This window comes from Frondihabitans sp. PhB188, from assembly GCF_003752365.1.
Classification (GTDB): Bacteria; Actinomycetota; Actinomycetes; order Actinomycetales; family Microbacteriaceae; genus Frondihabitans.
Genome location: NZ_RJUO01000005.1, coordinates 47,977 through 67,836, shown reverse-complemented (window position 1 = coordinate 67,836; position 19,860 = coordinate 47,977). Strand labels below are relative to the sequence as shown.

Annotated in this window: 24 protein-coding genes and 1 pseudogene; 9 read left to right on the top strand and 16 right to left on the bottom strand. The window is 71.3% G+C overall.

Translation table 11 applies throughout. From position 1 onward, the window contains the following. Positions 1-8 precede the first annotated feature (8 nt). From EDF46_RS15320 to EDF46_RS15310, 3 genes are all read right to left on the bottom strand, one after another. Positions 9-1,181, bottom strand: coding sequence for a GDSL-type esterase/lipase family protein (locus tag EDF46_RS15320; RefSeq protein ID WP_123507192.1), 1,173 nt, complete (start codon positions 1,179-1,181; stop codon positions 9-11). Next, positions 1,178-1,765, bottom strand: coding sequence for a TetR/AcrR family transcriptional regulator (locus EDF46_RS15315; RefSeq protein ID WP_123507191.1), 588 nt, complete (start codon positions 1,763-1,765; stop codon positions 1,178-1,180). The genes EDF46_RS15320 and EDF46_RS15315 overlap by 4 nt, the downstream gene beginning before the upstream one ends. Positions 1,766-1,905: 140 nt before the next feature. Continuing rightward, positions 1,906-2,349: a hypothetical protein gene (locus EDF46_RS15310; protein WP_148061232.1), complete on the bottom strand. Its 444-nt coding sequence runs from the start codon at positions 2,347-2,349 to the stop codon at positions 1,906-1,908. A 99-nt stretch (positions 2,350-2,448) separates the two neighbouring features. On the opposite strand from EDF46_RS15310, the gene EDF46_RS15300 reads away from it, so the two are divergent. After that, positions 2,449-3,567 carry a sorbosone dehydrogenase family protein gene (locus tag EDF46_RS15300; protein ID WP_123507188.1) on the top strand — a complete coding sequence of 373 codons (1,119 nt, stop codon included), beginning with the start codon at positions 2,449-2,451 and terminating at the stop codon, positions 3,565-3,567. A gap of 41 nt (positions 3,568-3,608) precedes the next feature. Here the strand turns inward: EDF46_RS15300 and EDF46_RS18770 are convergent. Next, positions 3,609-3,932: pseudogene (locus EDF46_RS18770) on the bottom strand (DUF2809 domain-containing protein); the annotation flags it as partial. A 372-nt stretch (positions 3,933-4,304) separates the two neighbouring features. Here EDF46_RS18770 and EDF46_RS18400 point away from each other — a divergent pair. After that, positions 4,305-4,442, top strand: coding sequence for a hypothetical protein (locus tag EDF46_RS18400; protein WP_158614273.1), 138 nt, complete (start codon positions 4,305-4,307; stop codon positions 4,440-4,442). A gap of 10 nt (positions 4,443-4,452) precedes the next feature. Here the strand turns inward: EDF46_RS18400 and EDF46_RS15290 are convergent, their stop codons facing one another. Then, positions 4,453-5,484 (bottom strand): LacI family DNA-binding transcriptional regulator, encoded by a 1,032-nt coding sequence (locus EDF46_RS15290; protein ID WP_123507186.1) that lies wholly within the window; start codon positions 5,482-5,484, stop codon positions 4,453-4,455. 122 nt (positions 5,485-5,606) lie between these two features. On the opposite strand from EDF46_RS15290, the gene EDF46_RS15285 reads away from it, so the two are divergent. The 4 genes from EDF46_RS15285 (at position 5,607) to EDF46_RS15270 (ending at position 10,090) form a co-directional block, all read left to right on the top strand. Further along, the gene (locus EDF46_RS15285) at positions 5,607-6,494 is read left to right on the top strand and encodes a sugar phosphate isomerase/epimerase (RefSeq protein ID WP_123507185.1); all 888 of its coding nucleotides are present in this window, start codon (positions 5,607-5,609) and stop codon (positions 6,492-6,494) included. After that, the gene (locus tag EDF46_RS15280; RefSeq protein ID WP_123507184.1) at positions 6,494-7,489 is read left to right on the top strand and encodes a Gfo/Idh/MocA family oxidoreductase; all 996 of its coding nucleotides are present in this window, start codon (positions 6,494-6,496) and stop codon (positions 7,487-7,489) included. Before EDF46_RS15285 ends, EDF46_RS15280 begins: the two co-directional genes overlap by 1 nt. Before the next feature lie 86 nt (positions 7,490-7,575). Then, positions 7,576-9,045 (top strand): sugar porter family MFS transporter, encoded by a 1,470-nt coding sequence (locus EDF46_RS15275; RefSeq protein ID WP_123507183.1) that lies wholly within the window; start codon positions 7,576-7,578, stop codon positions 9,043-9,045. A 145-nt stretch (positions 9,046-9,190) separates the two neighbouring features. After that, positions 9,191-10,090 (top strand): SDR family oxidoreductase, encoded by a 900-nt coding sequence (locus EDF46_RS15270; protein ID WP_123507182.1) that lies wholly within the window; start codon positions 9,191-9,193, stop codon positions 10,088-10,090. An 80-nt stretch (positions 10,091-10,170) separates the two neighbouring features. Here the strand turns inward: EDF46_RS15270 and EDF46_RS15265 are convergent, their stop codons facing one another. The 3 genes from EDF46_RS15265 to EDF46_RS15255 form a co-directional block, all read right to left on the bottom strand. Continuing rightward, a complete protein-coding gene (locus EDF46_RS15265) occupies positions 10,171-11,346 on the bottom strand; it encodes an alcohol dehydrogenase catalytic domain-containing protein (protein ID WP_123507181.1) in 1,176 nt (391 codons plus the stop codon). A 60-nt stretch (positions 11,347-11,406) separates the two neighbouring features. Further along, entirely contained in the window at positions 11,407-11,730 is a 324-nt protein-coding gene (locus EDF46_RS15260; protein WP_123507180.1) for a hypothetical protein, read from the bottom strand. 207 nt (positions 11,731-11,937) lie between these two features. Further along, entirely contained in the window at positions 11,938-12,612 is a 675-nt protein-coding gene (locus EDF46_RS15255; protein WP_123507179.1) for an HAD family hydrolase, read from the bottom strand. Positions 12,613-12,727: 115 nt separating this feature from the next. Here EDF46_RS15255 and EDF46_RS15250 point away from each other — a divergent pair, with 115 nt between their 5' ends. Further along, positions 12,728-12,946: a DUF2945 domain-containing protein gene (locus EDF46_RS15250; protein WP_123507178.1), complete on the top strand. Its 219-nt coding sequence runs from the start codon at positions 12,728-12,730 to the stop codon at positions 12,944-12,946. Between the two features lie 61 nt (positions 12,947-13,007). Here EDF46_RS15250 and EDF46_RS15245 read toward each other — a convergent pair whose 3' ends face one another. Together EDF46_RS15245 and EDF46_RS15240 are read right to left on the bottom strand one after the other, a co-directional pair. Then, a complete protein-coding gene (locus EDF46_RS15245) occupies positions 13,008-13,190 on the bottom strand; it encodes a hypothetical protein (RefSeq protein WP_123507177.1) in 183 nt (60 codons plus the stop codon). Then, positions 13,187-13,417, bottom strand: a complete 231-nt coding sequence (locus tag EDF46_RS15240) for a hypothetical protein (RefSeq protein ID WP_123507176.1) — start codon at positions 13,415-13,417, stop codon at positions 13,187-13,189. Before EDF46_RS15240 ends, EDF46_RS15245 begins: the two co-directional genes overlap by 4 nt. Positions 13,418-13,650: 233 nt before the next feature. Here EDF46_RS15240 and EDF46_RS15235 point away from each other — a divergent pair, with 233 nt between their 5' ends. Next, a complete protein-coding gene (locus EDF46_RS15235) occupies positions 13,651-14,262 on the top strand; it encodes a TetR/AcrR family transcriptional regulator (RefSeq protein WP_123507175.1) in 612 nt (203 codons plus the stop codon). A 68-nt stretch (positions 14,263-14,330) separates the two neighbouring features. Then, positions 14,331-15,287, top strand: a complete 957-nt coding sequence (locus EDF46_RS15230) for an AraC family transcriptional regulator (RefSeq protein ID WP_123507174.1) — start codon at positions 14,331-14,333, stop codon at positions 15,285-15,287. Here the strand turns inward: EDF46_RS15230 and EDF46_RS15225 are convergent. The 6 genes from EDF46_RS15225 to EDF46_RS18390 are packed head-to-tail and all read right to left on the bottom strand — an operon-like array spanning position 15,284 to position 19,754. After that, positions 15,284-16,366, bottom strand: a complete 1,083-nt coding sequence (locus EDF46_RS15225) for an aromatic acid exporter family protein (RefSeq protein WP_123507532.1) — start codon at positions 16,364-16,366, stop codon at positions 15,284-15,286. The two genes, EDF46_RS15230 and EDF46_RS15225, sit on opposite strands and share 4 nt — an antisense overlap. A 44-nt stretch (positions 16,367-16,410) precedes the next feature. Then, on the bottom strand, positions 16,411-17,124 hold the full coding sequence (locus tag EDF46_RS15220; protein ID WP_158614272.1) for a PIG-L deacetylase family protein: 714 nt from the start codon (positions 17,122-17,124) through the stop codon (positions 16,411-16,413). 47 nt (positions 17,125-17,171) lie between these two features. Then, positions 17,172-18,227 carry an acyl-CoA dehydrogenase family protein gene (locus EDF46_RS15215; protein ID WP_233580067.1) on the bottom strand — a complete coding sequence of 352 codons (1,056 nt, stop codon included), beginning with the start codon at positions 18,225-18,227 and terminating at the stop codon, positions 17,172-17,174. Beyond that, complete coding sequence (locus EDF46_RS15210; protein ID WP_233580066.1) at positions 18,224-18,964, bottom strand: glycosyltransferase family 2 protein; 741 nt, start codon at positions 18,962-18,964, stop codon at positions 18,224-18,226. Before EDF46_RS15210 ends, EDF46_RS15215 begins: the two co-directional genes overlap by 4 nt. After that, complete coding sequence (locus EDF46_RS18395; protein WP_158614271.1) at positions 18,961-19,566, bottom strand: class I SAM-dependent methyltransferase; 606 nt, start codon at positions 19,564-19,566, stop codon at positions 18,961-18,963. Before EDF46_RS18395 ends, EDF46_RS15210 begins: the two co-directional genes overlap by 4 nt. Continuing rightward, on the bottom strand, positions 19,563-19,754 hold the full coding sequence (locus tag EDF46_RS18390; protein WP_158614270.1) for a hypothetical protein: 192 nt from the start codon (positions 19,752-19,754) through the stop codon (positions 19,563-19,565). Before EDF46_RS18390 ends, EDF46_RS18395 begins: the two co-directional genes overlap by 4 nt. Between the last annotated feature and the right edge of the window lie 106 nt (positions 19,755-19,860).

The following is a 19,860-nucleotide window of genomic DNA, read 5'->3' as shown; positions in this document are numbered from 1 at the left end:
TGATTGCACTATTTCGCGGAGAGTGCACGTGCCACTCTCTCGAAGGGGCCTTCGGTGCCGAATGCCCGGTCGGCGAACCGCTCGCCGATGCGGCGGTGGGCCTCGGGGCCGGGGTGGAGGCCGTCGGGCAGAGGGAGCTCTGCTGCGTCGGCGGCTGCGAACAGGTCGAGCCCGTCGAGGAAGTGGAGGTCCGGGTCGTCGGAGCGACTCGCGGCGACGGCCTCGAGCTCGCGCCGGATCACCTCGAGCGTCAGGCGCCCGGCGGCGGCCTCGGCCGGGTCGCCGGTGGCGATGAAGCGGATCTGGTCTGTTCCGATCGATGCCGGGTCGAAGGCTCCGGGCCCGGGCGTCGACTCGTGGATGCCGCAGAAGAGGGGCGACACGAGCAGCAGGGGCGTGTCGGGGTGGCCGTCGCGGATCGTGTCCAGGGACCCGTGCACCGCCGGGGTGAACGCCCGCAGGCGCATCGCATCGGCGTTCACGACGTTGATGCCGAGCTTCACGCTGATCACGTCGGCCGGGGTGTCGCGCATGACCCGGGCCATGAACGGGTCGACGAGGGCGCTGCCGCCGAAGCCGAGGCTCTGCAGATCGACGCCGGCGCGCCGGGCGGCGATCGCGGGCCAGATCTCGCTGGGGAAGGCGGCGTTCGAGCCGTGGCTGATCGAGCTGCCGTGGTGGAGCCAGACGGGCGAGCGCGTCTCGTCGGGCCGCACGGGCGCATCGGCGGCCACGGTCACGAGCTCGACGGTCTCGTTGTGCGGCAGCCAGAGCTCGACGAGCTTGTCGTCGGCGGGCAGTCCTTCGAAGCGCGCGACGTGCGGCTCGCCTTGGCGGAACCCGCTCTGGCTGGTCGTCAGATCGACCTCGACGGCGTCTCCGCCGGCGATCGTGTCGCGAGCGACGAGCGCGCCGTCGACGAGGAGGTCGACGACCCCGCGCGGGCGGTTGGCGCCCCGGTAGGCGACGCGGGTCGGGTGGAGGGTGAGCTCCACGGCGGTGGCGGTGGTCCGGAAGGCCACGCGGACGCCCGACGGCTGCGACTCGACCATGGTGAGCTGGCCGTCGGCGTGGCGGGTGCGCACCCATTCGGGCAGGCGGTGCAGGCGGAACCCGCGGTCGCTCGGCTCGAGGGTGGCGCTGCCGCGGAGAAGAGCGGGGGTGATGTCGACGGGGATCATGAGGCGCCCTCCTCGACGCTCGGGGTCCAGCTGGTGAAGACGACGTCGAGGGCGTCGATGGAGCGGCGCCACGACTCGTCGACGCTCTGGTCGCGGTGATCGAAGGCGCCGGTGCGCTCGAGTGCGACGAACCCGGCGACGGTCGCGCCCGACATGCGGGCGGCGTGCACGATGTCGTCGTCGGCGAGGCGGTAGCCGCGCAGCACGGCGACGGTCTGCCCTGACACGCGGGCTGCGGCCTCGGATCGCACGACCCCCGTGTCGGCGCGCCGCTGCAGCGACTCCCACCGGCCGGGGTGGCCGCGGGCGAAGTCGCGCTGCGCGTCGCCCATCGCGACGAGGGCGTCACGGCGGCTGCGGCCGGCGATCGCGGCGCCGACGGCGTCGGCCAGTTCGGCGAGGGCGAGTTCCTGCACCCCCGACAGGATCGCCTCGCGGTCGCGCACGTGCCCGTAGAGGCTGGCCGTCTGCACGCCGAGCTGACGGGCGACGGCCGAGACGACGATGGCGTCGAATCCGTCGCGGTCGGCCAGGTCGGCGGCCGCGGCGACGATCGTCTGCGGGGTGAGCGGGGTGCGGGGCATGCCGTCACCCTAACACCGTTAGGTTCGAACCTAAAGCACTTAGGGCAGCCACTGCCGTCGCGGGTGGCCAGGGGCTCCCGCCGGATGCACCGGAGCGGGCCGGGCGCCGTGCGGCGCCGGAGTCGGCGCCGCGGGGACGCTCAGCGCCGGTCGAGGACCGCGGAGGTGGCGACGTCGCCGCCGGGCGTGACCGTCAGGGTCACGACGTCGACGCGCGGGTGGCGGGTGCGGGGGATCCAGTAGGCGAGCCAGAGCAGCCCGGTCACGGCCGTGAGGGCGGCGTTGACGCAGAATCCCAGCAGACGGCGGCGCTCGAGCACGACCTCGCCGGCATCGGAGCGGACGACCGCGTACCCGAGGTCGGTCCAATGGGTGACCTCGGCGTGGAGCGAGCTGCTGGTCGACGGGCTGAGCATCACCGTCTGGCCCTGGACCTTGGTGAACACGCACGAGCAGCTCGACGCGAGGGGGCAGGCGCTGCGCATCGCGGCGGCCCTCGTGGTGGGCGCGCTGCTGGTCGACGTGGCGCCCATCGACTCCGACCCTGCTCGAGTCGGGGTCATCGAGAAAAGGGTGCGCGTCATGCAACGATCCTATGCCCGCCCCGTGAGCCACAAGACCGTGCCGAACGTCCAGCACCCGGCTCTCGGCCTGCACTCGGCCCGGCACGGTGGAATGGCCGCATGAGAACCCGAGCCCGAGCCGCTCTGTCCGCCGCCCTCGTCGCAGGAGTCGTCGCCGTCGCCGGCTGCGCGGCTGACGACACGACGTCCGACGACACGACGTCCGAGCGCACGGCGTCCACCGCCCCGACCGACCTGGCCACGGGCGAGGTCGCCCCGGTCGGCGCGCCCGCCGATGTCGCGACCGGCCTCGACGCGCCGTGGTCGGTCGTCCTGCTCGGCGACACGCCGCTCATCAGCGAGCGCGACTCCGGGCGGATCCTCGAGCTCGCCGACGACGGGACCACCCGCTCGATCGGCACCGTGCCGGGCGTGGCCTCGGGCGGCGAGGCCGGCCTGCTGGGCCTGGCCGTCGACGACGGCGAGCGCCTGTACGTCTACTCGACCGCCGACGACGGCAACCGGATCCAGCGCTTCGCCGTGAGCGGGTCGGCCGGCAGCTACGCGCTGGGCTCCGCGACCACGATCCTCGACGGGCTGCCGTCGAACTCGTTCCACGACGGCGGCCGCATCGCGTTCGGGCCCGACGGGATGCTCTACGCGAGTGTCGGAGACGCGGGCGCCAGCGCCGATGCGCAGGACAGGTCGAAGCTCGCCGGCAAGATCCTGCGCATGACCGGCGAGGGCGAGGTTCCGGGCGACAACCCGTTCGCGGGGTCGCTCGTGTACAGCCTCGGACACCGCAACGTGCAGGGCCTCGGCTGGGCGGCCGACGGCACGATGTTCGCGGCGGAGTTCGGCGAGGACACCTGGGACGAGCTGAACGTCATCGAAGCGGGATCGAACTACGGCTGGCCCGAGGTGGAGGGCGCCGGCGGCGAGGCGCAGGGCTTCGTCGACCCCGTGCAGCAGTGGGCGACCGACGACGCGAGCCCGAGCGGCCTGGCGGTCGTCGGCGAGACCGTCTTCGTCGCCAACCTGCGCGGCGAGGTGCTGCGGGGCATCCCGGTCTCCGACCCGGCGACCTCGCACGACTACCTGTCGGGGGAGCTCGGCCGGCTGCGCACGGTGCTGGAGTCGCCCGACGGCGACCTCTGGGTGCTGACGAACAACACCGACGGCCGGGGCTCGCCGCGAGACGACGACGACCGGCTGGTGCGGTTGCGGCTGGCCGCGTGAACCACGGCATCGAGCACTAAGGCGAGGGCTGCTCCGGCGGCGTACCCCGCAAAGTCCGACGGCTCGAACGTGCTCCCGAGCACCCACCGCGACAGCGGCACCGCGTTCGCGACGGCGTCGGGAACCCCGGTGAGCTGCAGGAACTCGACTCCCGCCGACACCCCGAGCGCCGCCGCGGCGAGCGCGGGCCCGGGCCACCTCGGCCGGGCGACGGCGAGCACGACGACGAGCAGGCCCGTGTAGCAGGCCGACCCCAGCAGGTCGCCGGCGAGGCCCGGCACCGCCAGCTTGGCGGCGACGCCCAGCGCGACGACCCCCACGCCGGCAGCGACGAGCAGGGGGCGGGAGCGGCGGCGCGACGTCATGCCTCCAGCCTGCCGGGCCGGGTCGGGGCTGGAGTCGCCCGGGCGGGGGATCCGCCTCCGTCGGGGGTCTCGTGCTGAGGGCCCCCGCCGGATCGGTTCAGCCCCTCCGTTGTGGTCTGGGCCCCCGCCGGATCGGCTCAGCCCCTCCGAAGGTGCGGCGCGTTGGCGCCGATCCGGCGGGTTCGACACCCACCCCTCGCGGGTACGACGGGTGGGGGCGCGCTCACCCGCGGGTGCGACCCGGCTTGGGGGTCGCGGCCAGGCGTGGTGGAGGACGATCCTGAGAGACACGTTGCGGGCCGTGCGGGACCGGCTCCGAGTCGAGAACACCGAACACCGGGGGTAGTCGTGCCGTTGAAAGCAGCCGAGGCCATGAGGGATTCCTACGCGAACGAGATCGCCCGGGCGGTCCACGCGGGGATGCGTCCCGACCCCTTCGCCGTCGAGGCCTGGGAGCGCTACGACTCGGAGGCGAAGGCCCGCGAGGAGGCCGCTGCGCGCGCCAGCTGACGCCCCGCGGCTAGAGAGGAGCTGGGCCGCTCGTCCGCCTCGCAACCACTGACGACGGGACCCGGTGCAGCCGCCCTGTTCCGTCGAACCCGCCGATCCGCTCCAGAGCGAATGTCGCCGCCATGGCGCCGATGTCGAATGTGCCGTTCCGGACCGACGACAGAGACAGCCGCCCGATGCCGGCGATGTACGTGTCGTCATAGCCCACCACCGACACGTCATCCGGGCATGAGAGTCCGAGGTCCTGCGCGGCCGAGAGAGCGCCGATCGCCGTGAGGTCGTTGTACGCGACGATACCGGTCGGCCGGACGATGGCCTCGAGCACTCGTCTGGCGCTCGCATAGCCGGACTCCTCCATCGCGCCTGCCTCGTCGGCGACGATCATGTCGACGAGACCGGCGTCCGTGATCGCCTCGCGGTACCCCTGCTCGCGCAGTTCGCCGACCAGCTCCGGGCCGCGCAGGTAGGCGATGCGGCGGTGGCCGAGAGCGATCAGATGCTCCGTCGCGAGCCGGGCCCCTGCGACATCGTCGCCCACGACGACATCCGCGTCGATGCTCGCAGGGTCGTACGTGCCCGCGAGGACGACCGGAGTGCGCGCAGAGAGCGTCGTCAGGCCGGCCTCCTCGCCCGAGGTACCGAGGGCGATGATCGCGTCGACGCGCTGTCGCATGAGAATCTGGATCGACGAGCGACCGACCCGCTGGTTGGTCGCCGAGTCGACGATGAGGGGTGCGACACCGGCAGGCTCGAAGGCTGTGCTGATTCCGTCGAGGAGCTCGACGTACCAGGGGTTGCGCAGGTCGTTGATCAGGATCCCGACCGCCCCTGTGCCGTTTCCTGCCAGCGCGCGAGCGAGGCGGTTCGGCTCGTAGCCGAGCTGTGAAACGGCCTGCAGGACAGCCGTCCTGCGCTCGGGGCTGACACCCGGTTCGGAACGGAGGACCATCGAGACGAGCGACTTCGAGACGCCCGCCCGCTGGGCCACATCGCGGATCGTCGGCGCTCGCCGAGACCCCGGTGAGGATCTGTCGACGGTCATTCGTCCAGCGTAGGGGTTGCGATCTGTCGACCGGGCTGTATTCTGGACCGGTCCAGACATGTCAGGACAAAATGACAACAGCCTGGCATAATCGGACTGAGCCTCACGACGAAGTGGACAGCATGCCCCCCAAGATCTCGATGAACGTGACGACGACCTTCCACGGAAACGTCGCGACCGACATCCAGCACGCGAAGGCCGCCGGGTACGCGGGGATCGAGCTGCAGAGTCCGAAGCTCTACCGGTATCTCGATGCCGGCTACGCGGTCGAGACCCTGCCGGAGATGCTGGAGGGCATCGAGGTGACCGGCCTCGGCGCTGTGCTCGACATCGAGCGCCAGGGCTCCGCCCGCGACGAGTACCTCGCCGAGGTCCGTCGCATGTGCGAGATCGCCGTCGTCGTGGGTGCCCCCATCGTCCAGCTGTGCACGGGGCCCGTCGACTGGAACGTCGTGAAGGACTTCCGGGCGGGGCATCTCGCTGCCGAAGACGGCCGCTACCGGGCCACTCTCGGTCTCGGCGAGGTCGACGCCATCCGCCTGGCGGGCTCCAACGTCCGTGACGCCGCCGATATCGCCGCGGGCCTCGGCCTCGAGCTCTACCTCGAGCCGCTCGCCTGGGCGCACCTCAACCGGTGCCGACACGCTCTGCAGCTCATCGACGAGGCCGGCCGCGACAACGTCGGCATCGCCCTGGACACCTGGCACTTCTGGACCACCGGCGACACCCTCGACGAGGTGCGCGCGCTGCCGAAAGAGCTCATCAAGGCGGTCCACCTGTCAGACGGCCTCGACCTCGATCGCGAGAACGACGTCCCCGACCAGAGCCACCACCGCGACGTCGTCATCGGCGGCGGCGCGATCCCGCTGCAGCAGTGGGTCGATGCGGTCAAGTCGACCGGCTACGACGGCTGGTGGGTGTCGGAGATGTTCTCGACGCGCGCCGACGAGCAGGATCCCCAGGCCATCGCATCGGCGATGCGCACCCTCATCGCGACGATGGTCGGCTGATGCAACGCTTCGCCCTGGTCGGGGCAGGCTTCATCGGCGCGGTCCACGCTCGCAGCCTCACGGCAAATCCCGACGTCGACTTCGTGCTCGTGTACGACATCGACGGCGAGCGCTCGGCGGCCCTCGCCGGCAAGCACGGCGCCCGCGCCACCGACGACCTCGCCGAGGTCTTCGACCCGTCCCTCGTCGACGCCGTGTTCATCGCCTCATCGACCGACACCCACGCGCAGCACCTGCGGAGTGCGGCCGACGCCGGACTCGCCGTGATGTGCGAGAAGCCGGTCGGGTCGACCCTGGCCGAGGCGGTCGCGGTGGTGGAGCACGTGGAGGCATCCGGAGTTCCTGCGATGGTCGATTTCAACCGCCGATACGACCGTGACCACGCGGCTCTGAGGCGCGTGGTCGACGAGGGCGGCGTCGGCTCGGTCGAACTCGTCCAGATGAGCTCCCGCGGACCCTCACTGCCGCCGATCGAGTACCTGCGTAGCTCGGGAGGGCAGATGCGCGACCAGACCGTGCACTTCTTCGACCTCTGCCGATGGATTACCGGAGAAGACCCCGTCTCGGTCTCCGTGGCCGGATCTGCGCTCGTCGATCCGGCGATAGCCGAGTTCGGCGACGTCGACACCTCAGTCGCGACCCTGACACTCCCGTCGGGCGCACTCGTGCAGATCGACAGCGTCCGGCGCACCGGCTACGGCTACGACGAGCGCATCGAGGTGATGGGCTCGACGGGGCTCGTCGAGTCGAGGCGCCAGTCGAGCGGCAATGTCGCGGTCTACGGTGGCTCGGGTATCGTGCTCGACGCACTCCACGACGGTTGGTTCGCGCGAGTCGAGCCGACCTATTCAGCCGCGCTCGGCGCATTCGTCGGCGCCCTAGAAGCAGGGCTGCCGGCTCCGGCACCGCTCCGCGACGGGCTCAAGGCCCAGGCGATCGCCGAGGCCGCGACGGCGGCCCTCATGAGTGGAAGGACCGAGACCGTCTCGTACTGACCCTCTGCTCCGTCTCCGCTCACAGAACCGACCTTCACAGAACCGCCCTTCACAGAACCGCCTTTCACCAGAACAAAGGAGTTCCCATGACCTCGACCACCCGCCCCACCGACTCAGCGACGGGCAGCGCCGCCTCGGCTCTGCCCCCGCTCACGACCGGACCGCACTCGAGGCGCCTCGGCCAGGTCGCCCTGATTGCCACCTTCGGCGGCCTCCTCTTCGGTTACGACACCTCGGTCATCAACGGCGCACTCAGCCCGATGGTCAAGGAGCTCGGCCTCACCAACCTCACCGAGGGCGCTGTGACGTCGGGCCTCCTCTTCGGCGCCGCGATCGGCGCCATCACGGGTGGCCGTCTCTCGGACGCCTGGGGCCGTCGCAAGTCGATCATCCTCATGAGCGTGCTGTTCTTCATCGGCGCCATGGTCTGCGTGGTCGCACCGACGTTCGGAGTGATGCTCGTCGGCCGTGTGATCCTCGGCCTCGCCGTCGGTGCGGCCTCGACGGTCGTCCCCGTCTTCCTCGCCGAGCTCGCGCCGTTCGAGATCCGCGGCTCGCTCGCCGGCCGCAACGAGCTCATGATCGTCTCGGGCCAGCTCGCCGCCTTCATCATCAACGCGATCATCGGCAACATCTGGGGCGAGGGCAACGGCGTCTGGCGCATCATGCTGTCGATCGAGGCGCTGCCCGCCATCGCGCTGTTCATCGGAATGCTGCGCATGCCCGAGTCGCCGCGCTGGCTCGTCAGCAAGGGCCGCGACGAAGAGGCTCTCACGGTCCTGTCGACGCTTCGCACCAAGGAGCGCGCCGTCGCCGAGCTGAAGGAGATCGACGAGGTCACCTCCGAGGAGTCGAAGCGCCAGACCCTGTCGATCGGCGAGATCCTGCGCAACAAGTGGTTCGTCCGCATCATCCTGGTCGGCATCGGCCTGGGTGTCGCCCAGCAGCTCACCGGCATCAACGCGGTCATGTACTACGGCCAGAGCGTGCTCCGCGAGGCCGGCTTCGGCGCTCAGACGGCGCTGATCGTGAACATCGGCCCCGGCATCGTCGCGGTCATCGGCGCCGTCATCGCCCTGCGCATGATGGACCACTTCCCGCGTCGCCTCACGTTCATCATCGGCTTCACCCTGACCACGATCTGCCACCTGCTCATCGGCATCGGCTCGGTCGCCCTGCCCGTCGGCAACGCTGCTCGCCCGTGGGTGCTGCTCGTGCTGATCATCCTGTTCGTCGGATCGATGCAGACCTTCCTGAACGTCGCCGTCTGGGTCACCCTGTCCGAGATCTTCCCGCTCAAGATGCGCGGCTTCGGAATCGGCGTCTCGGTGTTCTGCCTCTGGATCGCCAACGCGTTCCTGGGCCTGTACTTCCCGACGATCATCGCGGCGTTCGGCATCACCGGCACGTTCTTCGGGTTCGCGGTGGTCAACGCCCTCGCGCTGCTCTTCGTGTGGCGGGCCGTCCCCGAGACGCGCGGCCGCACCCTCGAGAAGCTCGAAGAGGACGTCTCCACCGGCGCGATCTACATCAAGCCGCTGGTGCGCAACAAGTAGCGGGCGGGTGGGCGGGTGCAGCGGCGCCCGCCCTGTACCCCGTGCCGTGCAACCTCTGCGGCCACGCAGGCCCCGGCGCATACCGTCGCGACCGAGGCGTCCTCTGAGCCCGGGCGCCGTGACCCGAGCAGAGGAGACACCTGCGATGAGCAACGACCAGTACAGCTTCGAAGACCCCCGCACCCGCTACCCGAACATCTCGCCCGAGGTGCAGCAGCAGCCGGAGCCGGGCCTCCAGTCGCAGATGACGCCCGTTCCCGACCTCGGCGAGGAGTCCTATCGCGGCACTGGCCGACTGACGGGACGCCGCGCGCTCATCACCGGAGCCGACTCCGGCATCGGCGCCGCGGTCGCCATCGCGTTCGCGCGCGAAGGCGCCGACGTCGCCCTCTCGTACCTGCCGGAGGAGCAGGAGGACGCCCAGCACGTCATCGACCTGATCGAGGCGGCAGGCCGCGTGGCCGTGCCGATTCCGGGCGATATCACCGACGCCGCGTTCTGCAGCGAGCTCGTGCAGCGCGCGGTCGACGGCCTCGGCGGCCTCGACGCCGTCGTGAACGTGGCGGGCAAGCAGGTGTGGAAGGAGACGATCGAGGAGATCTCCGACGAGCAGTTCGACACGACGTTCAAGACGAACGTGTACGCGCCGTTCCGCATCGTCAAGGCGGCGCTCCCGCACCTCCAGCCCGGGTCGACGATCGTGAACACGGCTTCGCTCGAGGCCTACGTGCCCGCGCCCGACCGCCTCGACTACGCCACCACCAAGGGGGCGATCAACAACTTCTCGAAGGGGCTGGCGCAGCAGCTCGTGAAGCGCGGCATCCGCGTCAACGTCGTGGCCCCCGGCCCGACCTGGAGCGTGCTGCAGGTGACCGGGGGAGTCGACCCCGAGACGCTGCCCGAGTTCGGCTCGAGCGAGTCGCCGATGGGGCGGGCCGGACAGCCCGCCGAGATCGCACCCGCGTACGTCTTCCTGACTTCGGGCGAGTCGAGCTTCGTCGCGGGAGAGACCCTGAACGTGAACGGCGGGATGGTGACTCCGTAGTTCCTGCGACCCTTGTGCGAAGGCCCCCGGTCAGACGACCGGGGGCTTTCGGCGTGCGCTGTGCGCTGAGGCGCTGCGCCCTAGGGCTTGAGGACGACCTTGATGCAGCCGTCCTCCTTCTTCTTGAACACCTCGTACATCTCGGCGGCGCGGTCGAGCGGCACCGGGTGGGTCACGAGGTCCTCGGTGCCGAGCGGGTCGGATGCGTCTTCGACGAGAGGCATCAGCGTGTCGATCCAGTGGTGGACGTTGCACTGGCCCATGCGGATCGCGATCTGCTTGTCGAAGAGCGACAGGAACGGCGTGGGGTCGGCGGTGCCCCCGTAGACGCCGCTCAGAGACACCGTGCCGCCGCGGCGCACGATCTCGAAGGCCAGGTGCATCGCCGACAGCGAGTCGATGCCGGCCTTCTGGATGAGCGGCTGAGAGATGGCGTCCGGCAGGGCGGCTGCGAACTTCTGAACGAGGCTGACTCCGCCGTGGTCGTGCGCCTCCATGCCGACGGCGTCCACGACGGAGTCCGGCCCACGGCCGTCCGTCATCCGCTTGATCTCGTCGGCGACGCCCTTCGTGAGGTCGAGGGTCTCGACCCCGTGCCGCTTCGCCATGTCGCGTCGCTCGGGCACCGGGTCGACCGCGATGACGCGGAAGCCCTTGTGCACGCCGATGCGCGAGGCGAACTGGCCGACCGGGCCGAGGCCGAGCACGACGAGGGTGCCGCCATCGGGCACGTTCGCGTACTCGACGCCCTGCCACGCGGTAGGCAGGATGTCGCTGAGGAAGAGGTAGCGCTCGTCGGGAAGCTCGTCGCCGACGACGATCAGGTTCGCGTCGGCGCGCTTGATGCCCAGGTACTCGGCCTGGCCGCCGGGCACCTGGCCGTAGAGCTTCGTGTAGCCGTAGAGCGTCGCACCGGAGTCGTACTCGGTGACCTGCGTGGTCTCGCACTGCGAGAACAGGCCGCGGTCGCACATGAAGCAGTCTCCGCACGCGATGACGAACGGCACGACGACGCGGTCGCCGACCTTGATGCGCTCGACGCCGGGTCCGACCTCGGTGACGACGCCCATGGTCTCGTGACCGAGCACGTCGCCCTTGTCGAGGTAAGGGTCGAAGACGTCGTAGAGGTGGAGGTCGCTGCCGCAGATCGCCGCTGAGGTGACCTTGATGATCGCATCACCGGGCTCGCGGATCTCGGGGTTGGGGACGTCTTCGACGCTGACGTTCGTGATCGACTGGTAGGTGAGTGCCTTCATACCTCCCTCGTACCCCGATCGGTCTCCGGCGTCGATCAGTCGGGGTACAGGGAGTCGTCGTCAGCGGCCGGCCGACGGCTTGGGGTGGCCGGGGATCGAGTCGCCCGAGAGGTTCAGCTCCGATTCGTCGACCTCGATGTCGCCGCCGTCGTCTGGTCCGCCGGTTCCAGGCAGAGCTACGATGTCGTCCGTGTCGATGTCGTCGTCGACGGCTGCGGACTCCTCGACGTCGCTGTCCTGCAGGTCGCGCGTGACCGCCTCGGACCGCGGGCTGTCGACGGTGGGGTCGTCGCTGTCGCGGCGATCGGGCGCGGTCTCGATTCCTGGCTTCGGATCGGTCGCGTCGGTCGGGAGGTCGGAATCGGTTGCTGCTGAGTCGCTCATGTCGTGAGTCCTTGTCGATACGGGTCGGCCTTGGGGCTTCGGATCCGGGGGAAAGCCGCTGCTTCGCCAGGTCCGTGGTGACAGTTGATCGTCACCCGCGCGACAGTACGCCGCGCAGTCTGGACGCCGCGCCGTCTCGGAGCCGCGCTGTCTCGAAGCCGCGCTGTCTCGAGGCCGAGCTGTCTCGAAGCCGCGGTCGCGACGGCGTCAGAGGCCGGGGAACGCCTCGGTGAGGTCGCCGAGAACGGCGTCCGCGCCGGCGGCTGCGAGTTCCTGCGCCGTGAAGTGCCCGGTGGCGACGCCGATGCCCAGGGCGCCTGCGGCGTGCGCCGACGCGATATCGCGCGGGGTGTCGCCGACGACGAGGACCTCGTCGGGCTCCAGGTCGTGGCCGACGATGAGCGACGCCTTGCGGATCGCGGCGCGGGTCGCCTCGTCGCGATCCGGGGAGTCGGAGCCGTAGCCGCCGAACACGAAGTAGCGGCCGAGGTCGCCGGGCTCCATCTTGGCGCGGGCGGCCCCCTCCATCGCGCCGGAGATGACGCCCAGCACGACGCCCTCGTCCGCAAGGCGGTGGAGCAGATCGTCAGCTCCGGCCTCGACCCGGTAGCCGGGCGACGTGCGGATGTCGGCGGCGAGGTGCCAGAGGTAGCGCGCGTAGAGGCGGGCGAGCTCATCCGGGGTCGGCTCGCGGTGGAGGACGCCCTGGAACGTCTCGCGACCGACTGCGGGGTCGGTCTCGCCCGACGAGGTGTGCTCGCCGATGTCGGCGGGGACGCCGTGCAGGTCGAGGAACGCGGCCTTCCAGCTGCGACCGCCCGCTCCGCCGGTGTGGACGAGGGTCTCGTCGATGTCGAACAGGACGGCGACAGGCTTCTTCACGAGCGGCCGCCATATTCGTGGGAGGTGAGTTGAGAAGTGATGGTCACTCGCCCGAGTGTGCCCCCGGTCGCCACGCTTTGTCCCCCGTCAGGCAGCCCGGCCTACGGTGTCGTCCATGAGCGACTCCATTGAGAAGGGCGACCGCGTGTCGTGGAACACCCCGCAGGGCCGGACGACCGGCGTCGTCAAGGAACGACGCGTCAAGGACTTCGAGTTCGACGGGCAGAAGTTCACGGCGTCGGACGACGAGCCGACCTACATCGTCGAGTCCGAGAAGTCGTCCGCGGAGGCCGCCCACAAGGGCTCGGCGCTCCGGAAGCTGAAGAGCGACTGACCCGGAAGACCGACCGGCCCTGAAAACCGACCGGCCCCGAAGAGCGACCGGCCCCCAGGGCTCAGGACGCGATCAGGCCGGCGGCGTCGACGAAGAAGTCGGCGTAGCAGACGTCGGGAGCCGTCGGTTCGTCGCGCCTGGTCGGGGTCGCCGCGAAGACGTCCACCACGAGGGTGCGACGACGCTTCGGGTAGACCTCGATGCGGGCGGGCATCGCCGAGGCGTGCCGCACGTACAGGCTCACTGACCGAGGCCGAGCATGAGGGCGATCGCGGCGGCCGACGTGCCGGCGAGGGCCATGACGCTGCCGGCTGTGCCGATGGTGCTCGTCGTCTTCGCGTGGCGGTGCCCCGGAATGGCCTTGAGCGTCTCCCGGCCCTTGGGGCGGTAGGAGGAGCGTCCGCGCGGCACGAGCCGCGATGAGGCCGTGGTCGCCGAGCGGCCCTGCTTGAGGTCGGTGGTGATGTCCATGCTGGTTGCTCCTCCTCGGGGTGTGTGCCCCGGTCCTTCTTCGGTCGGCCGTGCGGCTCGATGGCATGAATCTAGATCGCCGTGACGGCCCGGAGACCGGCTGAGTCGTTCATCCTCACGGAGCGTGCGCAAATCGGATAACCGCACCCGGTCCGCGTGCGGAAACGGGACAGCCGGGGTGCAGCCGTGCCCGGGCAGACCTATCGTGAGTGTCACCCGATAAGAAACGGTTCATGGCCTCCTCTCTCTCCCTGACGTCCGTCGTCATCGACACCGACGCCGAGCGCGCGATCCTCCGAGCCGCAGACTCCCTCTTCACCGAGCACAGCATCGACTGGGTGACCCTCGATGCCATCGCCGACAGGGCGGAGTCGTCGGTCGGCGAGATCACGCGCCGCTACGCGACCAAGCGCGAGATCCTCGTCGCCGTCCTCGCCTACAAGCACCAGGGCTGGGTGGCTCGGCTCGAGAAGAACGGCACGCGTGTCGACGACCCCCGCGACGAGATCCTCGAGGTCTTCTCGTACATGGAGGAGTGCTTCGCCGACACCACGTGGCGCGGCTGCTGCTTCGTCAACGCGTACGCCGAGGTCGGCCGCGAAGACGAGGGGATCGCCGCACTGGCCGTGCAGCACTTCGAGGAGGTCGAGCGTCACATGTCGGTGCTCTGCGCTCGCGCGGGGCTGCCCGACTACGTGTCGGACGCCCTCACGATCCTGATCCAGGGCGCTCGCGCCGAGGCCGGGATCCACCACACGGCCAAGCCCGCGCGCTCCGCCCGTCTCGCTGCCGCGATGCTGATGTCGGTCTACCAGAACGGCGAGACGGTCGACGACCGATTCTGACTCCGACGTATTCCGGATAGGCCAGCCTCGTCGAGGTACCGCCGTGCGACTGTTCTCACGGTGAACAGTTGAGAGAGAATCCGGACCGTCTCGAGGTCGACACGAGCGGCACCGACATCGTCGAAGCCCGCGAGATGCTTGCGAGCGCCTACAACGGCGTCGAGTGGCGAGCCGGAGAGTGCGACGCGCCCTTCTCCTTCCGGTACGCGGCGGCCGGCGATTCGTCGATGACCGTCCGGGCGCTGCGCTTCGAGGGGCACATGGAGGGCGAGATGCCCGCCGGCGACGATTTCGTCGTCACCTCGCTCAGTCGCGGAACGGGTCGATTCGACGACGGGCGTCGCGAGGTCGTGGCCGAGCCGGGTGTCCCGCAGCTGTGGCCGACCGACCCGTTCACCTTCGGCTTCGAGCAGTGGGATCAGCGCCTCGTCCAGGTCAACCGGACCACCGTCGAGACGATCCTCGGCGAGCGGGGCGTGTACACCGGCCACCTCGCCTTCGACCACACCGCGCGGCCCACCGACCAGGCGCTCCAGCGCTGGCGGCAGACGGTCTCGCTCATCTCGGCGACCGTGCTCGACCGGCACGCCAGCCCACTGCTCCAGGCCGAGATGGGGCGGATCGCCGCGGTGTCGCTCATCGAGCTGTATCCGCTGACCGCGGCCGAGCTGCCCGCCGAGCTGCTGCTTCCGCGGTACGCCCACGTGCGCCGTGCCGTCGAGTACGCCCACGAGCACGCGCACCTGCCGATCACGACGGCCGACCTCGCCCGCATCGCCAACGTCAGCCTCCGCACTCTGCAGCAGGCCTTCGTCCGCCACTTCGACATGAGCCCCAACAGCTACCTCAGGCAGATCCGCCTCGACAGCATCCACGAGGAGCTCCTCCTGTCGGATCCCTCCACGGCGACCGTCGCCGGCATCGCCCAGAAGTGGGGCATGGCCCACGCCGGGCGCTTCGCCGCGGCCTACGCCCAGCGCCACGGCCAGTACCCGAGCGAGACGCTGGCGAGCCGCCGCCGCTAGAAGCGGGTGGGGCCGACGGGCTGCAGGTGCAGCAGGATCCTGCGAAGGTGCATCGCGCAGAGCACCCCGGGCCCCATCGACGAGCCGTCGGCCAGCGTGCGGGCGTCCACGATCGTCACCAGCTGACGCACCGAGCGCGCCGCTCGGCCCACCGCCCGGTGCCGCTCGGCCTCGGTCGCGTCGCCCCGGTCGACGGTGTCGGCGACCCCGTGGCACGCCTCAGCGAGGGGCGCGGCGAGCACGGGGTCGAATGTGAGCGCCCCGTGACGGCCCCAGATGGTGTCGGTGAGAGCGCCGGTGATGTCGCGCACGTGGAACAGCACCGTGTCGAGCACCTCGAGCCGCTCTGCCCCGTCGCTCGGGTCGTGCTTCCGCCAGAGCGCCCGCGGGTTGCCCTTGCGGCTCTCGGCCCCGTCGGCCAGGGCCTGACGCACCGACGCCGACGTGGCCGCCAGGCGGTCCGAGCCGCGCGACCACGCCTCGTGCTCCGGCGGCCAGGGCTCCGACAGCGCCTGCCCGACGTCGTGCAGGTGCTCGGCGATCTCGCGCTCGAGCTCGCCGACGCGCGCCTCGGCGGCCCGGCTCGTCACGGCCGGCGCGACCACGAAGTTGACGGCCAGGCCGATGGCGACCCCCACGCCCATCTGCGCGAGGTAGCCGAGCGAGAAGCTCTCGGCCCGGCTCCCGCCGATGATCAGCACGAACAGGGCGGCCATCGGCACGTACTCGCGTCCGGCGCCGAACCACCCCGTGCCCGAGAGGAGCACGCCGATCCCGACGACGAGCGGGATGCTCCACCAGGTCGGGCCCACCGTCAGCATCGCGACGGCGGCGAGGCCGATCCCGGCGACGAGCCCGAGGAGCGTCTGCAGGCCCGTGCGCGCCGAGCCCATCAGCGTCGGATACATGCTGATCAGGGCGCCGAGGGGCGCGTAGTACGGATAGTCGTCGGTGGTGCCGGGCATGTGCGGGCCGACGGCCCAGGCGATCCCGACGGCGACCGCGGTCTTGGCGGCGAGCAGAAGGCGCGGCCGGGCGGTGGCCGTGCGCCAGGCCGGCGCGAGGGCGGAACGGGACATCTGGACGAGCGTACGGGGTTCCTGCTGGGCGTCGGGCGAGCCGGTCACACCACGAACGTCTCGAACGCGCGGTCGAAGTTCTCGAGGAATCGCGCGTGCAGCTGCGGCGGCTCATCGCCCCGCGGTGTCGTCTGCGATCCGTAGGCGTCGAGCGCGTCCCGTTTCGCCGCCTGCGCCGCCGGCGCGAGGGGCAGCCGCCCCAGACGGTCCCATGGCACATCGGGGTGGGCGGGCGACCCCCAGTGCCACAGCCAGATCGGGTACTCCCAGAGCACGTCGCCCCGGGCATCGGCCAGCTCCGCTGCGACCTCGCCGAGCACGCGGTGGTCGCGGTGGCCGTCGCCGCGCCACGGGGCGACGAGCTGAGCCCGAGGCAGGGGGCGCAGGATCGCGGCGACGTCGGCGAGCACCGCGTCGCGGGCCTCGCGGACCGTGCCGTCGGGGTACCCGAGCGAGTGCGAGCCGACCACTCCCAGCGCGGCCAGGGCGGCGTCGAACTCGGCCGCCCGGACGGCGGCGATCGAGTCGGACGCGTGCGACGCGCGGCCGTCGGTGACCAGCACCACCGTCACCGGCCGACCCGCGGCGGCCGCACCGTGGAGGAGCCCGCCGGCGCCGAGCGTCTCGTCGTCGGGATGCGCAGCGAGCACGACGAGGGGGAGGTCGGCGGGCGGGGTCAGGGGAGGGGCGGCGGTGAGGCGGAGTTCCTGCGCCCAGTCGCTGTTCGCGGTGCCCGGGTCGCTCGAGTCGAAGCTCACCACGACGTCGTCGTCACCATTGCGCCGTCTTCACCACTGCGCCGTCTTCACCATTGCGCCTCGGAGTCGCGGACCGCCCGACCCTCCGAGACGGCGTCGCGCTCGCCGTGGTGCTGGCGCAGGTAGAGCTCGAGGTCGGCGACCCGCTTGGCGTGGGCCGGATCGTTGACCAGGGGTGCGGGTCCGAGCGCGTGGCCGACCGATCGCAGCACGGCTTCGGCGGCGTCGGCGATCGTGGTGCGCACGCGCTTGGCCAGCAGGGATGCCGCGGTTCCGGTCGAGCCGGGCCCGCCCGTGTCGATCTGCGCTGCGGCCGTGACGAGGGCGGCACGGCCTTCGGCGAGGCGGGCGTCGACCTGGCCGAGGTGCATCAGCAGGATGGCGTCGTCGGCCCGGGCGGGTTCGCGGGCGGCGGCGAGCAGGGTCCGCGCGACGCCGGTGGCCCCGCCGAGCCAGCAGGCGGCGACGCTGATGCCGCCCCACGCGAATCCGGGGCGGTGCAGGTACCAGCCGGGGTCGCCGATGGGCAGAGCGGGCGAGGCGGCGAACGAGACCGGGCCGCTCGGGATCTCCTGGAGGCCGCGCGCCGCCCACGCGGGCTCGACGGTCGTGCGCGGGTCGGCCAGCTCGACGGCGAAGAGCCCGCGGCGGGCGTCGTCGACCCAGGCTGTGACGAGGGCGTGCGAGACGGTCCCGGCGAGAGAGCACCAGGGCTTGGTGCCCGTGAGCGTCCATCCGGTCGGGGTCGATTCGGCCTCCAACCTCACGCCCGGACCCTCGGCGGCGAACACGCCCCAGGTCGAGCCGTCGCGCACGGCCCGCTCGGCCTGGTGCAGGATCGTGACCGCGTCGAGATGGGGCTCGACGGCACGCGCGAGGGCGACGTCGGCGGCTCCCAGGGTGGCGAGCGCCTCCCACACGTCGAGGGTCGTGCTGCCGGCGGCCGTCGGGAAGACGTCGGGGGTCGTGCCCTCGCCGACGTAGGGTGCGAGTTCGCCGAGGGCGACAGCAGTTCGGAGGGCCTCGTCGACCGTCGCGGGGGAGTCGTCCAGAACCCGTGCGGTGACGGGACCGACGACGTCCCCGAGGGCCACGCGCCTCACAGGGTCTCCGCCAGGTAGCCGGCGTACCCGCCCGGCGTGCGGCCGACTCGGCGGCCCGAGGTCACGACCTGGCAGACGTCGGAGGCCGCGATGACCCACGGACCGCGCCGCAGCCGGTCGACGAGCCGGTTGTCCTCGTGCTCGTCGACCGGGTCGAAGCCGCCGGCCGCGAGGTAGGCGGAGGCGCGCAGCCCGAGGTTCGCACCGTGCACGTGTCCGTTGGGCCGCCCCAGCACGTGGGTCTCGAGCCACGCGGCGTTCTGCTCGTCGGTCAGGTCGTCGGGGTCGGGCCGGACGGTGCCGACCATCACGTCGACGCCGCGATCCGCCATCGACACCTGGTCGGCGAGCCATCGCTCGGGGACCACCGAGTCGGCGTCGGTGTTGGCGATCCAGATGGACTCGGGCGCAGGAACGGGCCCCACGCCGCCCAGCAGCACCCGGATTCCGTGCGCGCGCGCCGCTCCCACGCGCCCGGCCGTCGACTCGAGCACGCGGACCCCCTCGAATCCCGCCGCCGTCGCCGCGGTCGCGTCCGTCGAGGCATCCGCCACGACGACCACGTCGACCCCGACGTCGGGGCAGGCGCCCCGGAGAGCCGCGCGGGCGCGGCCGACGGCCTCGAGCGCCCGGCCGATCAGCGCCTCCTCGTCGCGGGCGGGGATCACGACGAGCACCCGTCCGATATAGCCTGTGCCTTCGACCTGGATCCCGTTCGCCGTCGGGTCCGCGGTCACCGGAGCCCCGTTCGGGCCGCTATCGACCGGCCGTCGGGCGAGAGCACGTCGAGCACGAAGTCGTCTTCGGCGTGATGCGCCAGCAGGTACCAGCCGGGCCGCCGTCGGAACACCGCGTTCACGGTGTCTCCGGGCTGCGCGAAGTCGCCCTCGGGGTGTCGCCAGTGGCAGGCGACGACGGTGCCCTGCGGCGTGAGCGATCCGGCGATCAGGTCGAGCAGGCGGCCCAGGCGGTCCGGTTCGAGGTAGTAGCCGACCTCCGACACGACGACCAGGTCGTGATGGCCCGTCGGGAAGCCGTCGACGGCGTCGCCCTCGAGCACGGCGACGTTGCCCTGGCCGGCCGTGCGGCGGCGTGCGAGGCGCACCGCCTCGGCGGAGAAGTCGACGGCGGTGACCCGATCGCAGCGCTCGGCGAGCTCGGCTGTCAGGACGCCGTTGGAGCAGCCCACCTCGAGTGCGCTGCCGAACCGCTCGCGGGGCAGCGCGGCGAGCAGGATGGCGCGCTTGCGCACCTCGTACCAGCGCGTCGCGACGCCCCACGGGTCGTCGTCACGTGCGTGCGCTTCGTCGAAGTGGCGCTGGACGTTCTCGGCCCTCACGCCGAGACGCTCTGCGAGGCCGAAGCCGGCGCGGGTGCCGAGGCGGTCACGACGGTCCGGACCGCGACGCTGCTCAGCGGCATCGAGTCGAGCGCGCGACGGATGGCGATCGACCGGTCGTGGCTCGTCGCCGACACCGGGACGATCGCGCCGTTGGCCAGCCGGGCCTGCACTTCGACCAGATACATGCACCAATCCTGGCGGGTGGCGCGGCTGAGCGCCAGGGGGTAGCGGGCGCCGGCGGAGTGTGCTCAGTCGAATCGCGGCGTCCAGCACGTGCTCTCTAAATAATAA